Origin of the sequence: Streptococcus mitis SK597, assembly GCF_000148545.1 — a bacterium.
GTDB classification, from domain to species: Bacteria; Bacillota; Bacilli; order Lactobacillales; family Streptococcaceae; genus Streptococcus; species Streptococcus mitis_C.
In genome coordinates this window covers 14917-32778 of sequence record NZ_AEDV01000090.1, presented here as the reverse complement: position 1 = coordinate 32778, position 17862 = coordinate 14917, and the positions used below count along the sequence as shown (strand labels likewise).

General features: G+C 40.0%; 15 protein-coding genes and 1 pseudogene. 11 read left to right on the top strand and 5 right to left on the bottom strand.

All coding sequences use genetic code 11. The features are described from left to right. Window positions 1-18: 18 nt before the first annotated feature. Together glgP and SMSK597_RS13985 are read left to right on the top strand one after the other, a co-directional pair. Complete coding sequence (gene glgP, locus SMSK597_RS11705) at window positions 19-2277, top strand: glycogen/starch/alpha-glucan family phosphorylase (RefSeq protein WP_000950155.1); 2259 nt, start codon at window positions 19-21, stop codon at window positions 2275-2277. Between the two features lie 245 nt (window positions 2278-2522). Next, the gene (locus tag SMSK597_RS13985) at window positions 2523-2729 is read left to right on the top strand and encodes a hypothetical protein (protein WP_000265675.1); all 207 of its coding nucleotides are present in this window, start codon (window positions 2523-2525) and stop codon (window positions 2727-2729) included. Window positions 2730-3029: 300 nt separating this feature from the next. Here SMSK597_RS13985 and SMSK597_RS13090 read toward each other — a convergent pair. Further along, window positions 3030-4378 (bottom strand): IS3 family transposase gene (locus SMSK597_RS13090; RefSeq protein ID WP_141553915.1). Its coding sequence is split into 2 segments (ribosomal slippage): window positions 3030-3937 and window positions 3937-4378, totalling 1350 coding nucleotides; the frame shifts between segments, so codons are not numbered across the junction. A 99-nt stretch (window positions 4379-4477) separates the two neighbouring features. Beyond that, complete coding sequence (locus SMSK597_RS13630; RefSeq protein WP_176602570.1) at window positions 4478-4654, bottom strand: hypothetical protein; 177 nt, start codon at window positions 4652-4654, stop codon at window positions 4478-4480. Window positions 4655-4723: 69 nt separating this feature from the next. Here SMSK597_RS13630 and SMSK597_RS14065 point away from each other — a divergent pair, with 69 nt between their 5' ends. Then, entirely contained in the window at window positions 4724-4939 is a 216-nt protein-coding gene (locus SMSK597_RS14065) for a hypothetical protein (protein ID WP_033631299.1), read from the top strand. A 341-nt stretch (window positions 4940-5280) separates the two neighbouring features. On the opposite strand, the gene SMSK597_RS11690 is transcribed toward SMSK597_RS14065, so the two are convergent. Further along, a complete protein-coding gene (locus tag SMSK597_RS11690) occupies window positions 5281-6129 on the bottom strand; it encodes a putative RNA methyltransferase (protein WP_001095503.1) in 849 nt (282 codons plus the stop codon). Between the two features lie 151 nt (window positions 6130-6280). Between SMSK597_RS11690 and SMSK597_RS11685 the strand changes: the two genes are divergently transcribed. Next, entirely contained in the window at window positions 6281-6559 is a 279-nt protein-coding gene (locus tag SMSK597_RS11685; RefSeq protein WP_000910907.1) for a DUF6110 family protein, read from the top strand. A gap of 1 nt (window position 6560) precedes the next feature. Beyond that, the gene (locus SMSK597_RS11680; RefSeq protein WP_000008762.1) at window positions 6561-8624 is read left to right on the top strand and encodes a heavy metal translocating P-type ATPase; all 2064 of its coding nucleotides are present in this window, start codon (window positions 6561-6563) and stop codon (window positions 8622-8624) included. A gap of 77 nt (window positions 8625-8701) precedes the next feature. On the opposite strand, the gene tyrS is transcribed toward SMSK597_RS11680, so the two are convergent. Then, entirely contained in the window at window positions 8702-9958 is a 1257-nt protein-coding gene (gene tyrS, locus SMSK597_RS11675; protein ID WP_000546910.1) for a tyrosine--tRNA ligase, read from the bottom strand. Window positions 9959-10099: 141 nt separating this feature from the next. Here tyrS and pbp1b point away from each other — a divergent pair, with 141 nt between their 5' ends. The 6 genes and pseudogenes from pbp1b to SMSK597_RS11645 all read left to right on the top strand — a co-directional run bounded on the left by pbp1b (window position 10100) and on the right by SMSK597_RS11645 (window position 16878). Then, window positions 10100-12547, top strand: a complete 2448-nt coding sequence (gene pbp1b / locus SMSK597_RS11670) for a penicillin-binding protein PBP1B (protein ID WP_001180986.1) — start codon at window positions 10100-10102, stop codon at window positions 12545-12547. Between the two features lie 82 nt (window positions 12548-12629). Next, window positions 12630-13542, top strand: a pseudogene (locus SMSK597_RS11665) (DMT family transporter). Between the two features lie 228 nt (window positions 13543-13770). After that, complete coding sequence (gene dapD, locus SMSK597_RS11660) at window positions 13771-14469, top strand: 2,3,4,5-tetrahydropyridine-2,6-dicarboxylate N-acetyltransferase (protein WP_000127479.1); 699 nt, start codon at window positions 13771-13773, stop codon at window positions 14467-14469. 66 nt (window positions 14470-14535) lie between these two features. Continuing rightward, window positions 14536-15666, top strand: a complete 1131-nt coding sequence (locus SMSK597_RS11655; protein WP_000885083.1) for an N-acetyldiaminopimelate deacetylase — start codon at window positions 14536-14538, stop codon at window positions 15664-15666. 11 nt (window positions 15667-15677) lie between these two features. Next, window positions 15678-16217 carry a 5-formyltetrahydrofolate cyclo-ligase gene (locus SMSK597_RS11650; RefSeq protein ID WP_000834345.1) on the top strand — a complete coding sequence of 180 codons (540 nt, stop codon included), beginning with the start codon at window positions 15678-15680 and terminating at the stop codon, window positions 16215-16217. Beyond that, window positions 16201-16878 carry a rhomboid family intramembrane serine protease gene (locus SMSK597_RS11645; protein ID WP_000658512.1) on the top strand — a complete coding sequence of 226 codons (678 nt, stop codon included), beginning with the start codon at window positions 16201-16203 and terminating at the stop codon, window positions 16876-16878. Before SMSK597_RS11650 ends, SMSK597_RS11645 begins: the two co-directional genes overlap by 17 nt. Before the next feature lie 63 nt (window positions 16879-16941). Here the strand turns inward: SMSK597_RS11645 and galU are convergent, their stop codons facing one another. Continuing rightward, window positions 16942-17841, bottom strand: coding sequence for a UTP--glucose-1-phosphate uridylyltransferase GalU (galU, locus tag SMSK597_RS11640; RefSeq protein WP_000202061.1), 900 nt, complete (start codon window positions 17839-17841; stop codon window positions 16942-16944). Window positions 17842-17862 lie beyond the last annotated feature (21 nt).

The following is a 17862-nucleotide window of genomic DNA, read 5'->3' as shown; positions in this document are numbered from 1 at the left end:
TCAGGAGACACCTTAAACATGTTATCACTACAAGAATTTGTACAAAATCGTTACAATAAAACCATTGCAGAATGTAGCAATGAAGAGCTTTACCTTGCTCTTCTTAACTACAGCAAGCTTGCAAGCAGTCAAAAACCAGTTAACACTGGTAAAAAGAAAGTTTACTATATCTCAGCTGAGTTCTTGATTGGTAAACTCTTGTCAAACAACTTGATCAACCTTGGTCTTTACGACGATGTCAAAAAAGAACTTGCTGCTGCAGGTAAAGACTTGATCGAAGTTGAAGAAGTTGAATTGGAACCATCTCTTGGTAATGGTGGTTTGGGACGTTTGGCTGCCTGCTTTATCGACTCAATTGCGACTCTTGGTTTGAATGGTGACGGTGTTGGTCTTAACTACCACTTTGGTCTTTTCCAACAAGTTCTTAAAAACAACCAACAAGAAACAATTCCAAATGCATGGTTGACAGAGCAAAACTGGTTGGTGCGCTCAAGCCGTAGCTACCAAGTACCATTTGCAGACTTTACTTTGACATCAACTCTTTACGATATTGATGTTACTGGTTATGAAACAGCAACTAAAAACCGCTTGCGTTTGTTTGACTTGGATTCAGTTGATTCTTCTATTATTAAAGATGGTATCAACTTTGACAAGACAGATATCGCTCGCAACTTGACTCTCTTCCTTTACCCAGATGATAGTGACCGTCAAGGTGAATTGCTCCGTATCTTCCAACAATACTTCATGGTTTCAAACGGTGCTCAATTGATCATCGACGAAGCAATCGAAAAAGGAAGCAACTTGCATGACCTTGCTGACTACGCTGTTGTACAAATCAACGATACTCACCCATCAATGGTTATTCCTGAATTGATCCGTCTTTTGACTGCACGTGGTATCGAGCTTGACGAAGCAATCTCAATCGTTCGTAGCATGACTGCCTACACTAACCACACAATCCTTGCTGAAGCCCTTGAAAAATGGCCTCTTGAATTCTTGCAAGAAGTGGTTCCTCACTTGGTACCAATCATCGAAGAATTAGATCGTCGTGTGAAAGCAGAATACAAAGATCCAGCTGTTCAAATTATCGATGAGAGCGGACGTGTTCACATGGCTCACATGGATATCCACTACGGATACAGTGTTAACGGGGTTGCAGCACTTCACACTGAAATCTTGAAAAATTCTGAGTTGAAAGCCTTCTACGACCTTTACCCAGAAAAATTCAACAACAAAACAAACGGTATCACTTTCCGTCGTTGGCTCATGCATGCTAACCCAAGACTATCTCACTACTTGGATGAGATTATTGGAGAAGGTTGGCACCATGAAGCAGATGAGCTTGAAAAACTCTTGTCTTATGAAGATAAAGCAGCTGTCAAAGAAAAATTGGAAAGCATCAAGGCTCACAACAAACGTAAATTGGCTCGTCACTTGAAAGAACACCAAGGTGTGGAAATCAATCCAAACTCTATCTTTGATATCCAAATCAAACGTCTTCACGAGTACAAACGCCAACAAATGAACGCTTTGTATGTGATTCATAAATACCTTGACATCAAAGCTGGTAACATCCCTGCTCGTCCAATCACAATCTTCTTTGGTGGTAAAGCAGCTCCAGCCTACACAATCGCTCAAGACATCATCCACTTGATTCTTTGCATGTCAGAAGTTATTGCTAACGATCCAGCAGTAGCTCCACACTTGCAAGTAGTTATGGTTGAAAACTACAACGTTACTGCAGCAAGCTTCCTTATCCCAGCATGTGATATCTCAGAACAAATCTCACTTGCTTCTAAAGAAGCTTCAGGTACTGGTAACATGAAATTCATGTTGAACGGAGCTTTGACTCTTGGTACTATGGACGGTGCTAACGTGGAAATCGCTGAGTTGGTTGGCGACGAAAACATCTACATCTTCGGTGAAGATTCAGAAACTGTTATCGACCTTTACGCAAAAGCAGCTTACAAATCAAGCGAATTCTACGCTCGTAAAGCTATCAAACCATTGGTTGACTTCATCGTTAGCGATGCAGTTCTTGCAGCTGGAAACAAAGAACGCTTGGAACGTCTTTACAATGAATTGATCAACAAAGACTGGTTCATGACTCTTCTTGACTTGGAAGACTACATCAAGGTTAAAGAACAAATGTTGGCTGACTACGAAGACCGTGACGCATGGTTGGATAAAGTCATTGTTAACATTTCTAAAGCAGGGTTCTTCTCATCTGACCGTACAATTGCTCAGTATAACGAAGATATCTGGCACTTGAACTAAGATACAAGATTTATACTAATACATTTTGTAAAAAAGCGAGTTTCGATTGAAATTCGCTTTTTTTGAATGCTGTGGATTTTGGTTAATTCTGTCTAAAAATAGGGAAATCCTAGATACAGTGAAGGCTTTAAATGCTGGTTTTTACTGTCTTCATCCTCATGTTTCTTTGTAGTTGCTTACCTCATATTTCTTGTATTCGCTTACATAAAGTATTATAATATGATTATAGGAAAGAAGGTGTTTTTATGTGGAAAAAATATTTTTCAAAATATAAATGGACGGATTTATTTTGGATTTTATTTGTTATTTTGACATGCCTCTTGGCGGGTAATGATACTCTTTTCCCCCTTACCCATCAAGAAATCTCTTATCATGGGTGCTTATTTGGAATTACACTTGCATTATATCACTTGCTATTTATTGATAAGTTTGTTATCTCGAATCGAAAATAAATATGAGGTATATGCCTGACTGGCTACTTTTAATATTGATTTTTGGAGGAAGATTTTGTCTCTGTTATTTATTATTTTAAATTTATCTATCTTGTACAAGATCTATTCTTTGAGACGGGAGAAATCGAAATACTTGATTTATACGGCCTATATCATATTTGGGATAAATGTACTATATGGTATTCAATGGTTATTAAGAGAACTGATTTCAACTATTTCCCCTTAATGTGTATGGAAACTATAACAAAACGCATAATATCAAGTTTTTCTGTACTGACCCCCAAAAGTTAGACAATTAATTTATCCAAAGGATTTAGTTCTGTATTGCACAGGGCTAAGTCCTTTTAGTTTTACCTTAATTCGTTTATTGTTGTAGTAATCAATATAGTCTACAATAGCTTGTTCCAATTGCTTAAGCGACTGAAACGACTTCTCATAACCGTAAAACATTTCCGATTTCAGAATCCCAAAGAAGGATTCCATCATACCATTGTCTGGGCTGTTACCCTTACGTGACATGGATGCTTGAATTCCCTTACCCTCTAGAAACTGATGATAAGAATCGTGTTGATATTGCCAGCCTTGGTCACTATGGAGAATCGTATTCTCGTAGTGCTTCTCTGTGAATGCCTGTTCCAACATTGTTTTCACTTGTTCTAAGTTCGGCGATGTAGAAAGATTAAAAGCAATAATTTCGCTGTTAAAGCCATCTAAAACTGGTGATAAGTAAAGCTTTTGAGTACTTGCTGGAATGGCAAATTCTGTCACATCCGTATAACACTTTTCCATTGGTCTCGATGCTTCAAACTGGCGTTGAATGAGATTCTCTGCCTTCTTGCCAACGTCTCCTTTATGAGAAGAATATTTTCGTTTCTGTTGCATTTTAGCTTGTAAATTGAGTACTTTCATCAAGCGTTGAACTCTTTTATGATTTACCAGATAACCACGATTTCTTAGTTCTAAATGAACCCGGCGATAAGCATAATTTCCCTTGTGTTCGATAAAAATGGATTGAATTTCAGCTTTAAGCTTTTGGTCCTTATCTAGTTTGTCTAGCTGTTTCAAGTGATAGTAGTAGGTCGAACGAGCTAATTTAATGGCTTTTAGAAGAATATCTAACGAAAAATCAGTCATTAATTCTTGAACAATTTCTGTCTTTCTTCTTTCTCTTTTTCCTCCTTCAATCGGAGTTCTCTCAACTTTTTTAGGATGGCATTCTCAGCTCTCAGGTACTCATTTTCTGCTTGAAGACGTTCTAATTCTGTCCTCTCTTCAAGTCTCTTTTTTGGCTTACGTCCCATTTTAGGTACTCTCCCTCTTGTTTTCTCAACAATAGTATACCCGTTTTTCTTGTATTGTGCTAGCCAATTAAGAAGTATCGTACGACTTGGGAGACCGTATTCAAGAGAAACTCTATCTTTAGTCCAGCCTTCATGTAAGACTTTATGAATCATTTCTTGTTTTAAATCAGGAGAATAGTAACGATTTTTCCCTTTTTTGACGAACTCCATTCCGTAACAATCAATCAATTTAATCATGTACCTAATATTAGAATTATTTATCTCAAATTTATTTGAAAGCTTCTCTAAGCTATATCCTTGTTTTCTAAGTTCATAGATTTGAACTTTATCATCATAAGTTAATTTCATAATAAAAATACCCCAAAAGTTAGATTTTTTCTGTCTAACTTTTGGGGTGCAGTTCATTCACTAAATTACCGTTTTTTATTTGAATTCTATTGCTATTAACTATCTATTATTACCAACAGTACTAATATTAGTACTAATTACCCTGAGGCCATCGTTTGTAAATTGACCCAAAACGTCAAATCCGTCATAAATTCCTTTATAAATAAAGAGTCCTAAAATTATAGATGAAATAATAATACTTGCACAAATAAAATATGTACGTTTTTTTTCATTCATAAGATCAATCCTCCTTTTTGTTTGTATCCGCTTACGTTTTATCATATAATGTTATTGTAGTCAAGAAAAATATGCTATTATGTTAAAAAATATTTTTCAAAATATAAATGGACTGACTTATTTTGGATTCTATTTGTTATTTTGACATGCCTCTATATTGGTAACCATGATTTGTTTCCTCTCAATCATCAAGAAATCTCTCTTCGAGGTAGTTTCTGGGGATCTGTACTCGCCTTATATCAATTGCTATTTATTGATAAATTTATTATTTCGAATCGAAAATAAAGATTAGAACTATGCTTGACTGCCTACTTTTATGATTGATTTTGGAGGGAAGATTTTGTCTCTGTTATTTATTATTTTAAATTTATCTATTTTGTACAAGATCTATTCTTTGAGGCGGGAGAAATCGAAATACTTGATTTATACGGCCTATATCATATTTGGGGCAAATGTAGTATATGGTATTCAATGGTTATTAAGAGAACTGATTTCAAATATTTCCACTTAATATGTATGGAAACTATAACAAAACGCATAAGATTAAGGTTTTTGAGTACCTGTTCTTATGCGTTTTCGTAATATTGAAGATTTTCGGTAAGTTTTATACCTTTGGGAAGTATAGTTTAGATTGCTTTCCCAACCAGAATCTCAGCCTCAATGGTAATCTCTGTCAGTTGGCTCCAGTCAATCTTGCTCTGATCGACATGAAAGAGTAGAGGAGTCATGCTGAGTAGGGCTTGGAGCTGCTCTGCTGTGATAGTCTTAGTCAGAGAGGCCGTTTGGTTAGATAGGATGGTAAAGTGTTCCTGGAAATGATTTTTGATATCTTGGTTGGAATAGTCCTTGTTTGTCAGCTGGCCTTGTACCTTCTGACGGATTTCCTTGAGGTGATTTTTAGTTGGAATAACCTTTATTAGGATACCGTCTTTGGATAAAACGCGACGAAATTCTCCATAGTTGGCAGGTGAAAAGATATCTAGTAGGATATCCATGCTGGCGTCTTTTATAGGAAGACGAGCCAAGTCGCCAACGAACCAATTGACTGCCCAGTTGGGTTCGCTCTTGGCTGCGATTTGGACTGAATCTTTGGAGATGTCAAAGGCATAGAAAGTTTTTTCAGAGTGACTTTCTTGAAGTTTGCGAGAATAGAATCCTTCGCCACAACCGATATCTAAAATTGTTTTGGCATTTTTTGAGTTTGAAAGTAAATCAGAGACGACCTCTAGAATAGCTTGATAAAATCCAGCTTCTAGGATTTGTTGACGGTTTTGAAAGTTTTCCTTGTCGTAGTTAGCAGATTGCTTGATTTGAGGGACTAGATTGACATAGCCGAATTTTGCCAGGTCAAAAGAATGACGGTTGCAGCATTTAAGACTGCTTTCTATCAGAGCTAGATTTTCTTGGCAGATAGGACAGGCAAAGGCAGTAGCAGAAGCAAAACGCTGAAGTTTGGGTTTGAGATTTGTATTCATAGTTTAAGTGTATCAAAAGAGGCAAATGAAAGCAACTTTAGGAATAAGTAGATGGGAGATTCAGTAGAAATAAAACTAATTCTCCAATTTATGGTATAAAATTGCTTTTATATCTAAATTGCTATATAATAATGATAAGGAGGAAATAAGTATGTTAAAAGAAGTACTAACCGTTGCAAAAGTTGCGAAAAAATCATCACTCTTTTTGGGTGGTGTCGCATTTGGTACCCTTGGTTTGAAAATCTTAGCAAGTAAGGAAGCTAAAAAAGGTTATGCTAAAGCTTTGGCTAAGGCTTACAAGTTGAAAGACGGGCTAGATGCATCTGTTTCTGTTGTGAAGCAACATGGAGACGATGTCTTGCAAGATGCCAAATATTTGTACGAGCAAGAGAAAAAAGAAGAGCAATTAGATAGCCTTATAGGAGAATAATATGTCTTTTAAAGTGCTACATAGAGGATACCAACATATCCGACTATTATCTTCTTTTTCACTCACCTTGGATATTCAAGACTATCTTCGTTCCTTGGCGAGAGATGAAAAGGGGATTGAGTCTATCCAGTTTTACATGGATCAACAGCACTTTACTCTACGCATAAAAGAAGGCTTTTCTGTATTAGATAATGCAGAAGCCTTTTTAAAAAGAATTGATAAAGGGAAAGTTTCTGAGTTGATGACTCTTCCCATTCGTAGAGAAGAGAGTGCTTATTCTATTGTTTCAGGTGCAGCGATTAAGCGTGTGCTTTTTCGTAGTTTTGTGCCGTATCCTATTCGCTATATATGGACTTGTTATCAGGCTTTGGGTTATATTAGAGAAGCCTATCAAACACTAGCGCGTAAGGAGCTAACGATGGAGGTCTTGGACTGTTCGGCGATTTTATTGTCCTTGTTTATGAACCAATCCAAGACAGCTAGCAATATCATGTTTATGCTTGATTTGGGGAATCATTTAGATCAGTGGTCTTTGAAAAAAACGGCAACAGATTTAGAACAGAGTCTTCTTGCAAAAGAGAGCGACGTATTCTTAGTACAGGGCGATACGGTTGTTAGTATCAAGAGTTCCGATGTTCAAATAGGAGATGTCTTGGTCCTATCTCAAGGAAATGAAATTCTGTTTGATGGACAAGTAGTTTCAGGTTTAGGTATGGTCAACGAAAGTTCCTTGACGGGAGAGAGTTTTCCAGTTGAAAAAAGAGAGTCTGATTTGGTTTGTGCAAATACAGTATTAGAAACTGGAGAGTTACGCATTCGTGTAACCGATAATCAGATGAACAGCCGGGTTTTACAACTGATTGAGTTAATGAAGAAATCTGAAGAAAACAAGAAAACGAAACAACGCTATTTCATCAAGATGGCGGATAAGGTCGTCAAATATAATTTCTTGGGGGCTGGGCTGACTTACCTATTGACAGGTTCTTTTTCTAAGGCTATCTCTTTCCTATTGGTCGATTTCTCCTGCGCTTTGAAAATCTCTACTCCTGTAGCTTATTTGACAGCTATCAAGGAGGGGTTGAATCGTGAAATGGTGATTAAGGATGGGGATGTTCTGGAGAAATATCTGGAAGTTGATACTTTCTTGTTTGATAAGACGGGAACAATCACAACTAGTTATCCTATAGTTGAAAAGGTGTTACCTTTTGGGGACTATAGTGAGGAAGATATTCTCAGAATCAGTGCCTGTCTTGAGGAACACATCTATCATCCTATTGCTAATGCCATCGTCAAGCAAGCTGAGATAGAGGGGATTGAACATGAGGAAATGCATGGGAAACTCCAATATATTGCAAGTAAGGGAATTAAGTCCCATATCGATGGTCAACCAGTTCTTATTGGGAATTATGTCTTGATGCAGGATGAGCAGATTCATATCAGTTCGGAACAAAATGCTTTAATTGAAGAGTACAAGAATCACTACAATCTCTTATTCTTGGCTTATCAGAATGAATTAATTGGAATGTTCTGCATTCATACTCCTTTGAGAAAAGAAGCAAAAGCAGCCTTGAAGAAACTTAAGGCACAAGGGAAAAAATTGATTCTGGCAACAGGGGACACCCTGGTTAGAACAGAGGAATTAGTCAAAGATTTGCCCTTTGATCAGGTCTATACCGACTTGAAACCTGATGGGAAATTTGAGTTAGTAGAGGAACTGCAGAAAGCAGGTCGCACTATTTTGATGGTTGGAGATGGCTTGAATGACTCAGCGGCTCTAACCCTATCAGATATCGGTGTGGTGATGAATGAGAGTGCAGATATTTCTAAGCAGATGAGCGATATCTTATTGTTAGATAATCGCTTGGATTTCTTCCAAGAGTTGGATTCGCTATCATCATCTTTGCAAACACTCATCAAGAAGAATATTCAAGATACCGTTGTCGTAAATAGTAGTTTGATTGGCTTTGGCTTGTTTAATTGGCTCAGTCCTTCAAATCTCTCTATCCTACATAATCTAACAACCTTGCGCATTGTCCTGCGTAGCCTGTCTATTAAAAATAGATAGATGAGAGTTATTAACAGCAAAAAGGAGTTACCTTTCTCGAGGTTAACTCCTTTATTTATAGATAAATGTTGAACAATTTAGTAAGTCAATACAAAGTATTTTTTCTTTCCACGACGGATAACAGTCAGTTCGTTCTCTAACTTATCTGCGTCAGTCAAGACATAGTCAAGGTCTTGGATGCGGTCGCCGTTGACGTAGATAGCTCCGTTTTGGACGTCTTCACGGGCTTGGCGTTTTGAGTTAACCACACCAGATGAGACGAGGAGTTCCACAATATTGTGGTTTTCGTCTGCTTGTACTTGGTGGTTTGGTACACCTCGAAGTCCTTGTTTGAGTTCTTTAACAGAAAGGTTTTTGATGTTTCCTGCAAAGAGTTGTTCAGTGATGTTAAGAGCTTCTTTGTAAGCTTCTTCACCGTGAACGAGTGTAACGACTTCACGAGCCAAGACTTTTTGAGCCAAGCGTTCGTGTGGAGCAGCTTCAAATTGTTTACGGATGTCTTCAATCTCATCAAGTGACAAGAAAGTAAAGATTTTCAAGAAGCGAACAGCGTCTGCGTCCATAACGTTCATCCAGAATTGGTACATTTCGTATGGAGAAGTCTTTTCAGGATTGAGCCAGACTGCGTTTCCTTCTGATTTACCAAATTTCTTACCAGTTGCATCTGTGATCAGTGGAACAGTTATAACGTGGCCAGTCTTGTCAGCTTTACGACGAAGCAATTCAGTACCAGCTGTCATATTTCCCCACTGGTCAGAACCACCGATTTGTAGCGTTACGTTGTGGTCTTGGTTAAGGACGAAGAAGTCGTACCCTTGCATGATTTGGTAAGCAAACTCAGTGTAAGAAATTCCAGTTTCAATTCGTTTTTTAACAGATTCCTTACTCATCATGTAGTTGACCGTGAAGTATTTTCCAATGTCACGGAGGAAGTCAATGAAGCTGATGCTGCCAAACCAGTCGTAGTTGTTGACCATGACAGCTTTATTTTCGCCATTTTCAAAGTCAAGAAAACGAGAAAGTTGTCCTTGGATAGACTTGACCCAGCCATTTACTGTGTCTTTTGTTTGGAGACTACGTTCAGCATCTTTGAAGGACGGATCTCCGATGAGACCTGTAGCACCGCCAACGAGCGCATAAGGTTTGTGACCTGCTAATTGCAAGCGACGACTTGTCAAGATTGCGACAAGGTGGCCTAGGTGAAGGCTGTCAGCAGTTGGATCGTAGCCAGTATAATAAGAAACTTGACCTTCTTCTAGGGCTTTACGCAAAGCTTCTTCATCAGTCGTTTGAAATATCAAACCACGCTCTTTTAGCTCATCAAAAATGTGCATGTGTCTTTTCTCCTTTTTAAAATTATTGTTTCTAACTATTGTATCACAAACTTGGGCAATAGCCTAGCAGAATAGGGAAGAAAGTGGCTATTTTATTGAAAGTTTCCCTTTTGTGGTATAATAAATAGAGTGAGGAAATCCATGCAAAATCAATTAAATGAATTAAAACGAAAAATGCTGGAATTTTTCCAGCAAAAACAAAAAAATAAAAAATCAGCTAGCCCTGGCAAGAAAGGCTCAAGTGTCCAAAAATCTAAATCCTTAGAGAAGCCAGCCATTTTTCCAGCTATTTTACTGAGTATAAAAGCCTTATTTAACTTACTCTTTGTGCTTGGTTTTCTAGGAGGAATGTTGGGAGCCGGGATTGCTTTGGGGTACGGAGTGGCCTTATTTGACAAGGTTCGGGTGCCTCAGACAGAAGAATTGGTGAATCAGGTCAAGGACATCTCTTCTATTTCAGAGATTACCTATTCGGACGGGACGGTGATTGCTTCCATAGAGAGTGATTTGTTGCGCACTTCTATCTCATCTGAGCAAATTTCGGAAAATCTGAAGAAGGCTATCATTGCGACGGAAGATGAACATTTTAAAGAACATAAGGGTGTAGTGCCCAAGGCGGTGATTCGTGCGACCTTGGGGAAATTTGTAGGTTTGGGTTCCTCAAGTGGGGGGTCAACCTTGACCCAGCAACTGATTAAACAGCAGGTGGTTGGGGATGCACCAACTTTGGCTCGTAAGGCGACAGAGATTGTGGATGCTCTTGCCTTGGAACGCGCCATGAATAAGGATGAGATTTTAACGACCTATCTCAATGTGGCTCCCTTTGGGCGAAATAATAAGGGACAGAATATTGCAGGGGCTCAGCAGGCAGCTGAGGGGATTTTCGGTGTAGATGCAAGCCAGTTGACGGTTCCTCAAGCAGCATTTTTAGCAGGACTTCCACAGAGTCCCATTACTTACTCTCCTTATGAAAATACTGGAGAGTTGAAAAGTGATGAAGATCTAGAAATTGGCTTAAGACGGGCTAAGGCAGTTCTTTACAGTATGTATCGCACAGGTGGATTAAGCAAGGACGAGTATTCTCAGTACAAGGATTATGACCTTAAACAGGACTTTTTACCATCGGGCACGGTCACAGGAATTTCGCGAGACTATTTATACTTTACAACTTTGGCGGAAGCTCAAGAACGTATGTATGACTATCTAGCTCAGAGAGACAATGTCTCCGCTAAGGAGCTGAAAAATGAGGCAACTCAGAAGTTTTATCGTGATTTGGCAGCCAAGGAAATTGAAAATGGTGGTTATAAGATTACTACTACCATAGACCAGAAAATTCATTCTGCCATGCAAAATGCGGTTGCTGATTATGGCTATCTTTTAGACGATGGAACAGGTCGTGTAGAAGTAGGGAATGTCTTGATGGACAACCAAACAGGTGCTATTCTAGGCTTTGTAGGTGGTCGTAATTATCAAGAAAATCAAAATAATCATGCCTTTGATACCAAGCGCTCACCAGCTTCTACTACCAAGCCCTTGCTGGCCTACGGGATTGCTATTGACCAGGGCTTGATGGGAAGCGAAACAATTCTATCTAACTATCCAACAAACTTTGCTAATGGCAATCCGATTATGTATGCTAATAGCAAGGGAACAGGAATGATGACCTTGGGAGAAGCTCTGAACTATTCATGGAATATCCCTGCTTACTGGACCTATCGTATGCTCCGTGAAAAGGGTGTTGATGTCAAGGGTTATATGGAAAAGATGGGTTACGAGATTCCTGAGTACGGTATTGAGAGCCTGCCAATGGGTGGTGGTATTGAAGTCACAGTTGCCCAGCATACCAATGGCTATCAGACTCTAGCAAATAATGGTCTATATCATAAAAAACATGTGATTTCTAAAATTGAAGCAGCAGATGGTAGAGTGGTGTATGAGTATCAGGATAAACCGGTTCAAGTCTATTCAAAAGCTACTGCGACAATTATGCAGGGCTTGCTGCGAGAAGTTCTATCCTCTCGTGTGACAACAACCTTCAAGACGAATCTGACTTCTTTAAATCCTACTCTGGCTAATGCAGATTGGATTGGGAAGACTGGTACAACCAACCAAGACGAAAATATGTGGCTCATGCTTTCGACACCTAGATTAACCCTAGGTGGCTGGATTGGGCATGATGATAATCATTCACTGTCACGTAGAGCAGGTTATTCTAATAACTCTAATTACATGGCTCATCTGGTAAATGCGATTCAGCAAGCCTCCCCAAGTATTTGGGGGAGCGAGCGCTTTGCTTTAGATCCTAGTGTCGTAAAATCCGAAGTCTTGAAATCAACAGGTCAAAAACCAGGGAAGGTTTCTGTTGAAGGAAAAGAGGTAGAGGTCACAGGTTCGACTGTTACCAGCTATTGGGCTAATAAGGCAGGAGCGCCAACGACCAGTTATCGCTTTGCTATTGGTGGAAGTGATGCGGATTATCAGAATGCTTGGTCTAGCATCGTGGGGAGTCTACCAACTCCATCAAGCTCCAGCAGTTCAAGTAGTAGCTCAAGTGCTACACGACCTTCTGCTTCAAGGACGAGACGATAAGTTCTATGAACTGTGCTAAATGAAGTGGCTAATCAATGGATTGCCACTTTTTTCTTTTTTCCTTTCGTGTTACAATAAAGGTATGAATCAGTATCAGAAAAAGATTGTTAAAGGAACTGTTTATTCGCTCCTATCCGGCTTAATCTGGGGAATCTGTGGAATTTTAGGAGAATATTTCTTTACTCATTATCAGGTGTCTTCGGGCTGGATTACCTCTATGCGTTTAACACTGGCAGGGAGTTTTGTGCTCATTTGGTCAGCAATGCAATTAAAATCGCAAGTGTTAGATATTTGGCGAGATAAGAAAAATTACCTGCCCTTTTTAGCCTATGCTATTTTGGGGATTTTTTCAGTTCAGTATTTTTTCTATCTCTGCGTAGAATACTCAAATGCAGCGACAGCGACTATTTTACAGTTTATCAGTCCTGTCTTTATCCTCTTTTACAATCGCTTGGTTTATCAAAAACGAGCGCCAAAAAGCGCTATTGTTTATGTTTTGGTTGCCATGTTGGGTGTTTGTTTGATGGCGACAAAGGGAGATCTCTCTCAGTTATCTATGACTCCGCTAGCCCTTATAACAGGTCTGCTGAGTGCCATGGGTGTTATGTTTAATGTTATCCTACCTCAGCCTTTCGCTAAGCGTTATGGTTTTGTTCCTACGGTTGGGTGGGGGATGATTTTGGCAGGTTTGTTTAGCAATGTCCTTTCGCCGGTTTATCAGCTTTCCTTTACTCTTGATATTTGGAGTATCTTGATTTGTCTCATTATCGCTTTCTTTGGTACGGCTTTTGCTTTTTTTATTTTCCATGAAGGCTGTGTCCTTGGTTTCTCCCTTGGTGGTTTCCGTTATCAGTGCCAGTGAACCTCTCTCTTCTGCTCTCTTGAGTGTTTTGTTCTTAGGATTGGTAGTGGATTGGTCCCTTCTTCTAGCGATGGCCTTGATTATTTTACCCATGATATTTTTGTCTATAGAAGAAGCGAAAGAAAGTAGATAAAAAGTCTTTTCTTAATTCTAAAAGTGTGCTATACTAGAGTAGTCAATAAAACACGGGGAGATAGTTGTGAAGAGTGTTTTTAGGTTGTATCGGTAGGGGCTTGCTTTTACCGACAGCACGTTTTATCTCACATCCCTAAAAATCATACCTAAAAACAAACAAAAAGGCTTCAAATTTGAGGCCTTTTTTGGTAGAATAGGTATCATTAAAATGAACTAGGAGGCGCCTATGACTGCTACAAAAATGAACGCTCAAGAAATTATCCAATTTATCGCCAATGCTGAAAAGAAAACCAGTGTTAAAGTAACCTTTGAAGGACAACTTTCAACTGCTGTACCAAGCTCTGTTGTCAAACTAGGGAATGTCCTATTTGGAGACTGGAAAGATGTGGCTCCGCTTCTCGATGGCTTGGTAGAAAATCAAGACTATGTTGTTGAACAAGATGCTCGTAATTCAGCAGTTCCTTTGCTAGATAAACGTGCTATCAACGCTCGTATCGAGCCAGGTGCTATTATCCGTGATCAGGTTGAAATTGGTGACAATGCTGTTATCATGATGGGAGCAGTTATCAATATCGGTGCTGAAATCGGGGCAGGAACTATGATTGACATGGGGGCTATCCTTGGTGGTCGTGCTATCGTTGGGAAAAACAGTCACGTTGGTGCAGGTGCCGTTCTTGCAGGTGTGATTGAGCCAGCTAGCGCAGAACCAGTCCGTGTAGGAGACAATGTTCTTATCGGTGCCAATGCAGTGGTCATCGAAGGAGTCCAAATCGGTAGTGGTTCAGTTGTTGCAGCAGGAGCTATTGTTACACAAGATGTCCCAGAAAACGTGGTGGTAGCAGGTGTTCCAGCTCGCATTATCAAAGAGATTGATGCCCAAACCCAACAAAAAACAGCGCTAGAGGATGCGCTTCGCACCTTGTAATTCTAAAAGAAAAATAGAGGCGGGACCCTTTTCCAGCCTCTTTCTGCTATATAGGAGGAAAGATAGATGTTAGATTTGATTCAGACTAGACGAGATTTGCACCAGATTCCAGAGATTGGCTTGGAGGAGTTCAAGACTCATGCTTATTTGCTAGATGTGATTGAGAAATTGACTGCGGGCAAGAATTTTGTTCAAGTTCGTACTTGGCGGACAGGGATTTTGGTTTATTTGCAGGGAAGTCAGCCAGAGCGGACCATTGGTTGGAGAACAGATATTGATGGCCTGCCTATCGTCGAACAAACAGGCCTTCCTTTCGCTTCCCAGCACCAAGGTCGTATGCACGCTTGTGGCCATGATTTCCACATGACCATTGCTTTGGGCTGTCTTGAGCGAGCCCTTGAAGAGCAACCAAATAATAACCTGCTCTTTCTGTTTCAGCCTGCTGAAGAAAATGAAGCTGGTGGCATGCTCATGTATGAGGATGGCGCTTTTGGAGACTGGTTGCCAGATCAATTTTATGGCCTCCATGTTCGACCAGATTTGAAAGTAGGCCAGATTGCGACTAATACTCATACACTCTTTGCAGGGACCTGTGAGGTGAAGATCCGTTTCAAAGGCAAAGGTGGCCACGCAGCTTTTCCTCATGAAGCTAATGATGCCTTGGTGGCGGCTAGTTACTTTGTAACTCAAGTACAGTCAGTGGTTAGCCGCAATGTTAACCCAATCGAGGGAGCAGTGGTGACCTTTGGCGTTTTTCAGGCTGGAACAACCAACAATGTTATCACAGACACAGCCTTTTTGCATGGAACCATTCGGGCCTTGACACAGGACATGAGTCTCTTGGTGCAAAAAAGGGTCAAAACAGTTGCAGAAGGCGTTGCAGCTGCCTTTGATATGGAAGTCGAAGTGGAACTCAAACAAGGTGGTTACCTGCCTGTTGAGAACCATCCAGCCTTGGCGCGTGAACTGATGGACTTCTTTGAAGAAAAAGACGGAATTGAGTTGATTGATATCGAACCTGCTATGACAGGTGAAGACTTTGGTTATCTCCTTTCAAAAGTTGATGGCGTTATGTTCTGGCTAGGTATTGATAGTCCCTACGCCCTTCATCACCCTCAGATGAGTCCTAAGGAAGAAGCATTAGCTATTGGGGTGGATGCGGTCTCTAGTTTCCTGAAAAAGAAGGCGGCAGAGTAGAGGTTTTGTCTATGAAATCGGAATTACGTAAGCAAGTCTTGCGAGAAATGAAGGCTATATCTCAAGAGCAAAAACAGTTTATAGATCAAACTTTAACCGAAAGACTTTTACAACACCCCTTTTACCAAGAAGCTAAGATCATCGCAACCTACCTCTCTTTTCCTCATGAGTTTCAAACGCAGGAACTGATTGAGCAGGCGCTGAAGGACGGCAAGAAGGTTCTGATACCCAAAACTTATCCCAAGGGACGCATGGATTTTGTAGTCTATAATCCGCAACAACTGGTCAAAACTTCCTTTGGCTTACTGGAACCACAGGGAAATTTGGAAGTTGTGGATGCCTCTCAGATTGATTTGATTCATGTTCCGGGCTTGGCTTTTACGACGGAAGGATATCGGATTGGATACGGTGGAGGTTATTATGACCGCTATCTGAAACATTTTCCTGGTCATACTTTGAGTACGGTTTATCCTTGTCAAATTCAGGACTTTATCTCTGAAAATCATGATATTCCTGTTCAGGAGGTACTGATTGATGAAAGAAATCTTTGATAGGCGTTACCCTGTGACGAGTTTGTTCCTCTTAGTGACGGCCTTGGTATTTCTACTAATGTTGGTGACTACAGGTGGAAACTTTGACAGGGCGGATACATTATTTCGATTTGGAGCCATGTATGGGCCTGCTATTCGACTCTTTCCCGAGCAGATTTGGCGTCTCTTTTCTGCCATTTTTGTTCATATTGGTTGGGAGCATTTCATTGTTAATATGCTTTCGCTCTATTATCTTGGTAGGCAAGTAGAGGAAATTTTCGGATCCAAGAAGTTTTTCTTTCTCTATCTTTTATCAGGAATGATGGGCAATCTCTTTGTTTTTGTATTTAGTCCCAAATCCTTAGCAGTAGGAGCTTCTACTTCTCTCTATGGGCTATTTGCTGCGATTATTGTTCTTCGCTATGCTACGCGTAATCCTTATATCCAGCAGTTGGGGCAATCCTATCTGACACTTTTTGTGGTTAATATTATTGGAAGTGTTCTGATTCCAGGAATCAGCCTAGCAGGCCATATCGGGGGAGCAGTTGGTGGAGCATTTCTAGCAATTATCTTTCCAGTTCGAGGAGAAAGATGGATGTATAGTACCAGCCAGAGGTTAGGAGCGGTAGTCTTGTTTGTAGGACTTGCAGTCTTACTTCTCTACAAGGGAATGGGGTTGTGAAGGTTTATAAGAATAGTTATGTAATAAAAAAGATAAGGCATTTTTGAACCTTATCTTTTTATGTTATTCCTTCTCAGCCAATTCTTTTCCCAGTTGGATGAGGTAATCTTTCAAGTCATCTTTGACTTGTGGGTGCTTGAGGGCGTAGTCAATAGATGTTTTCATAAAACCAAACTTATCCCCAACGTCGTAACGAGCTCCTGTAAATTCACGGGCGAAAACACGTTGTGTTTTATTAAGTGTATCAATAGCATCGGTAAGCTGGATTTCATTTCCAGCGCCAGGAGCTTGATTTTCGAGGAACTCAAAAATTTCTGGTGTGAGCAGATAACGACCGATAATAGCTAGATCACTTGGAGCCTCCTCTGGAGCTGGTTTTTCAACAAAAGTTTCGACACTGTAGAGACCATTAATCCCTTCACCCTGAGGAGCGATAACTCCATATGCTGAAACTTCTTCATGAGGGACAGGCATAACAGCAATTGTTGATGCGTGAGTCGTCTCGTAATCGTTCATCAATTGTTTTGTCAAAGGGACAGCGTGGTCATCTGTGATATCCATTAGGTCGTCACCCAGCATGACAACGAAGGGCTCATTCCCTACAAAAGCTTTTGCTTGTAAGACAGCATCGCCAAGACCACGAGGATGGCTTTGACGGATAAAGTGAAGGCGAATGCCAGTTGTTTCGTCTACCAATTTTAGTAAGTCATGTTTGCCTTTTTCTTTGAGGTTGTACTCAAGCTCAAAGTTTGAGTCAAAGTGGTCTTCAATAGAACGTTTTGATTTACCAGTGACAACCAGAATATCTTCAATACCTGATTTAAGAGCTTCTTCTACGATAAATTGGATAGTTGGTTTATCTACAATTGGCAACATTTCTTTAGCAAGTGCTTTGGTTGCTGGTAAAAATCGAGTCCCGAGTCCAGCGGCAGGGATGACTGCCTTTCTAATTTTTGATGTCATAAGAATCCTTTCTTTAGAGGG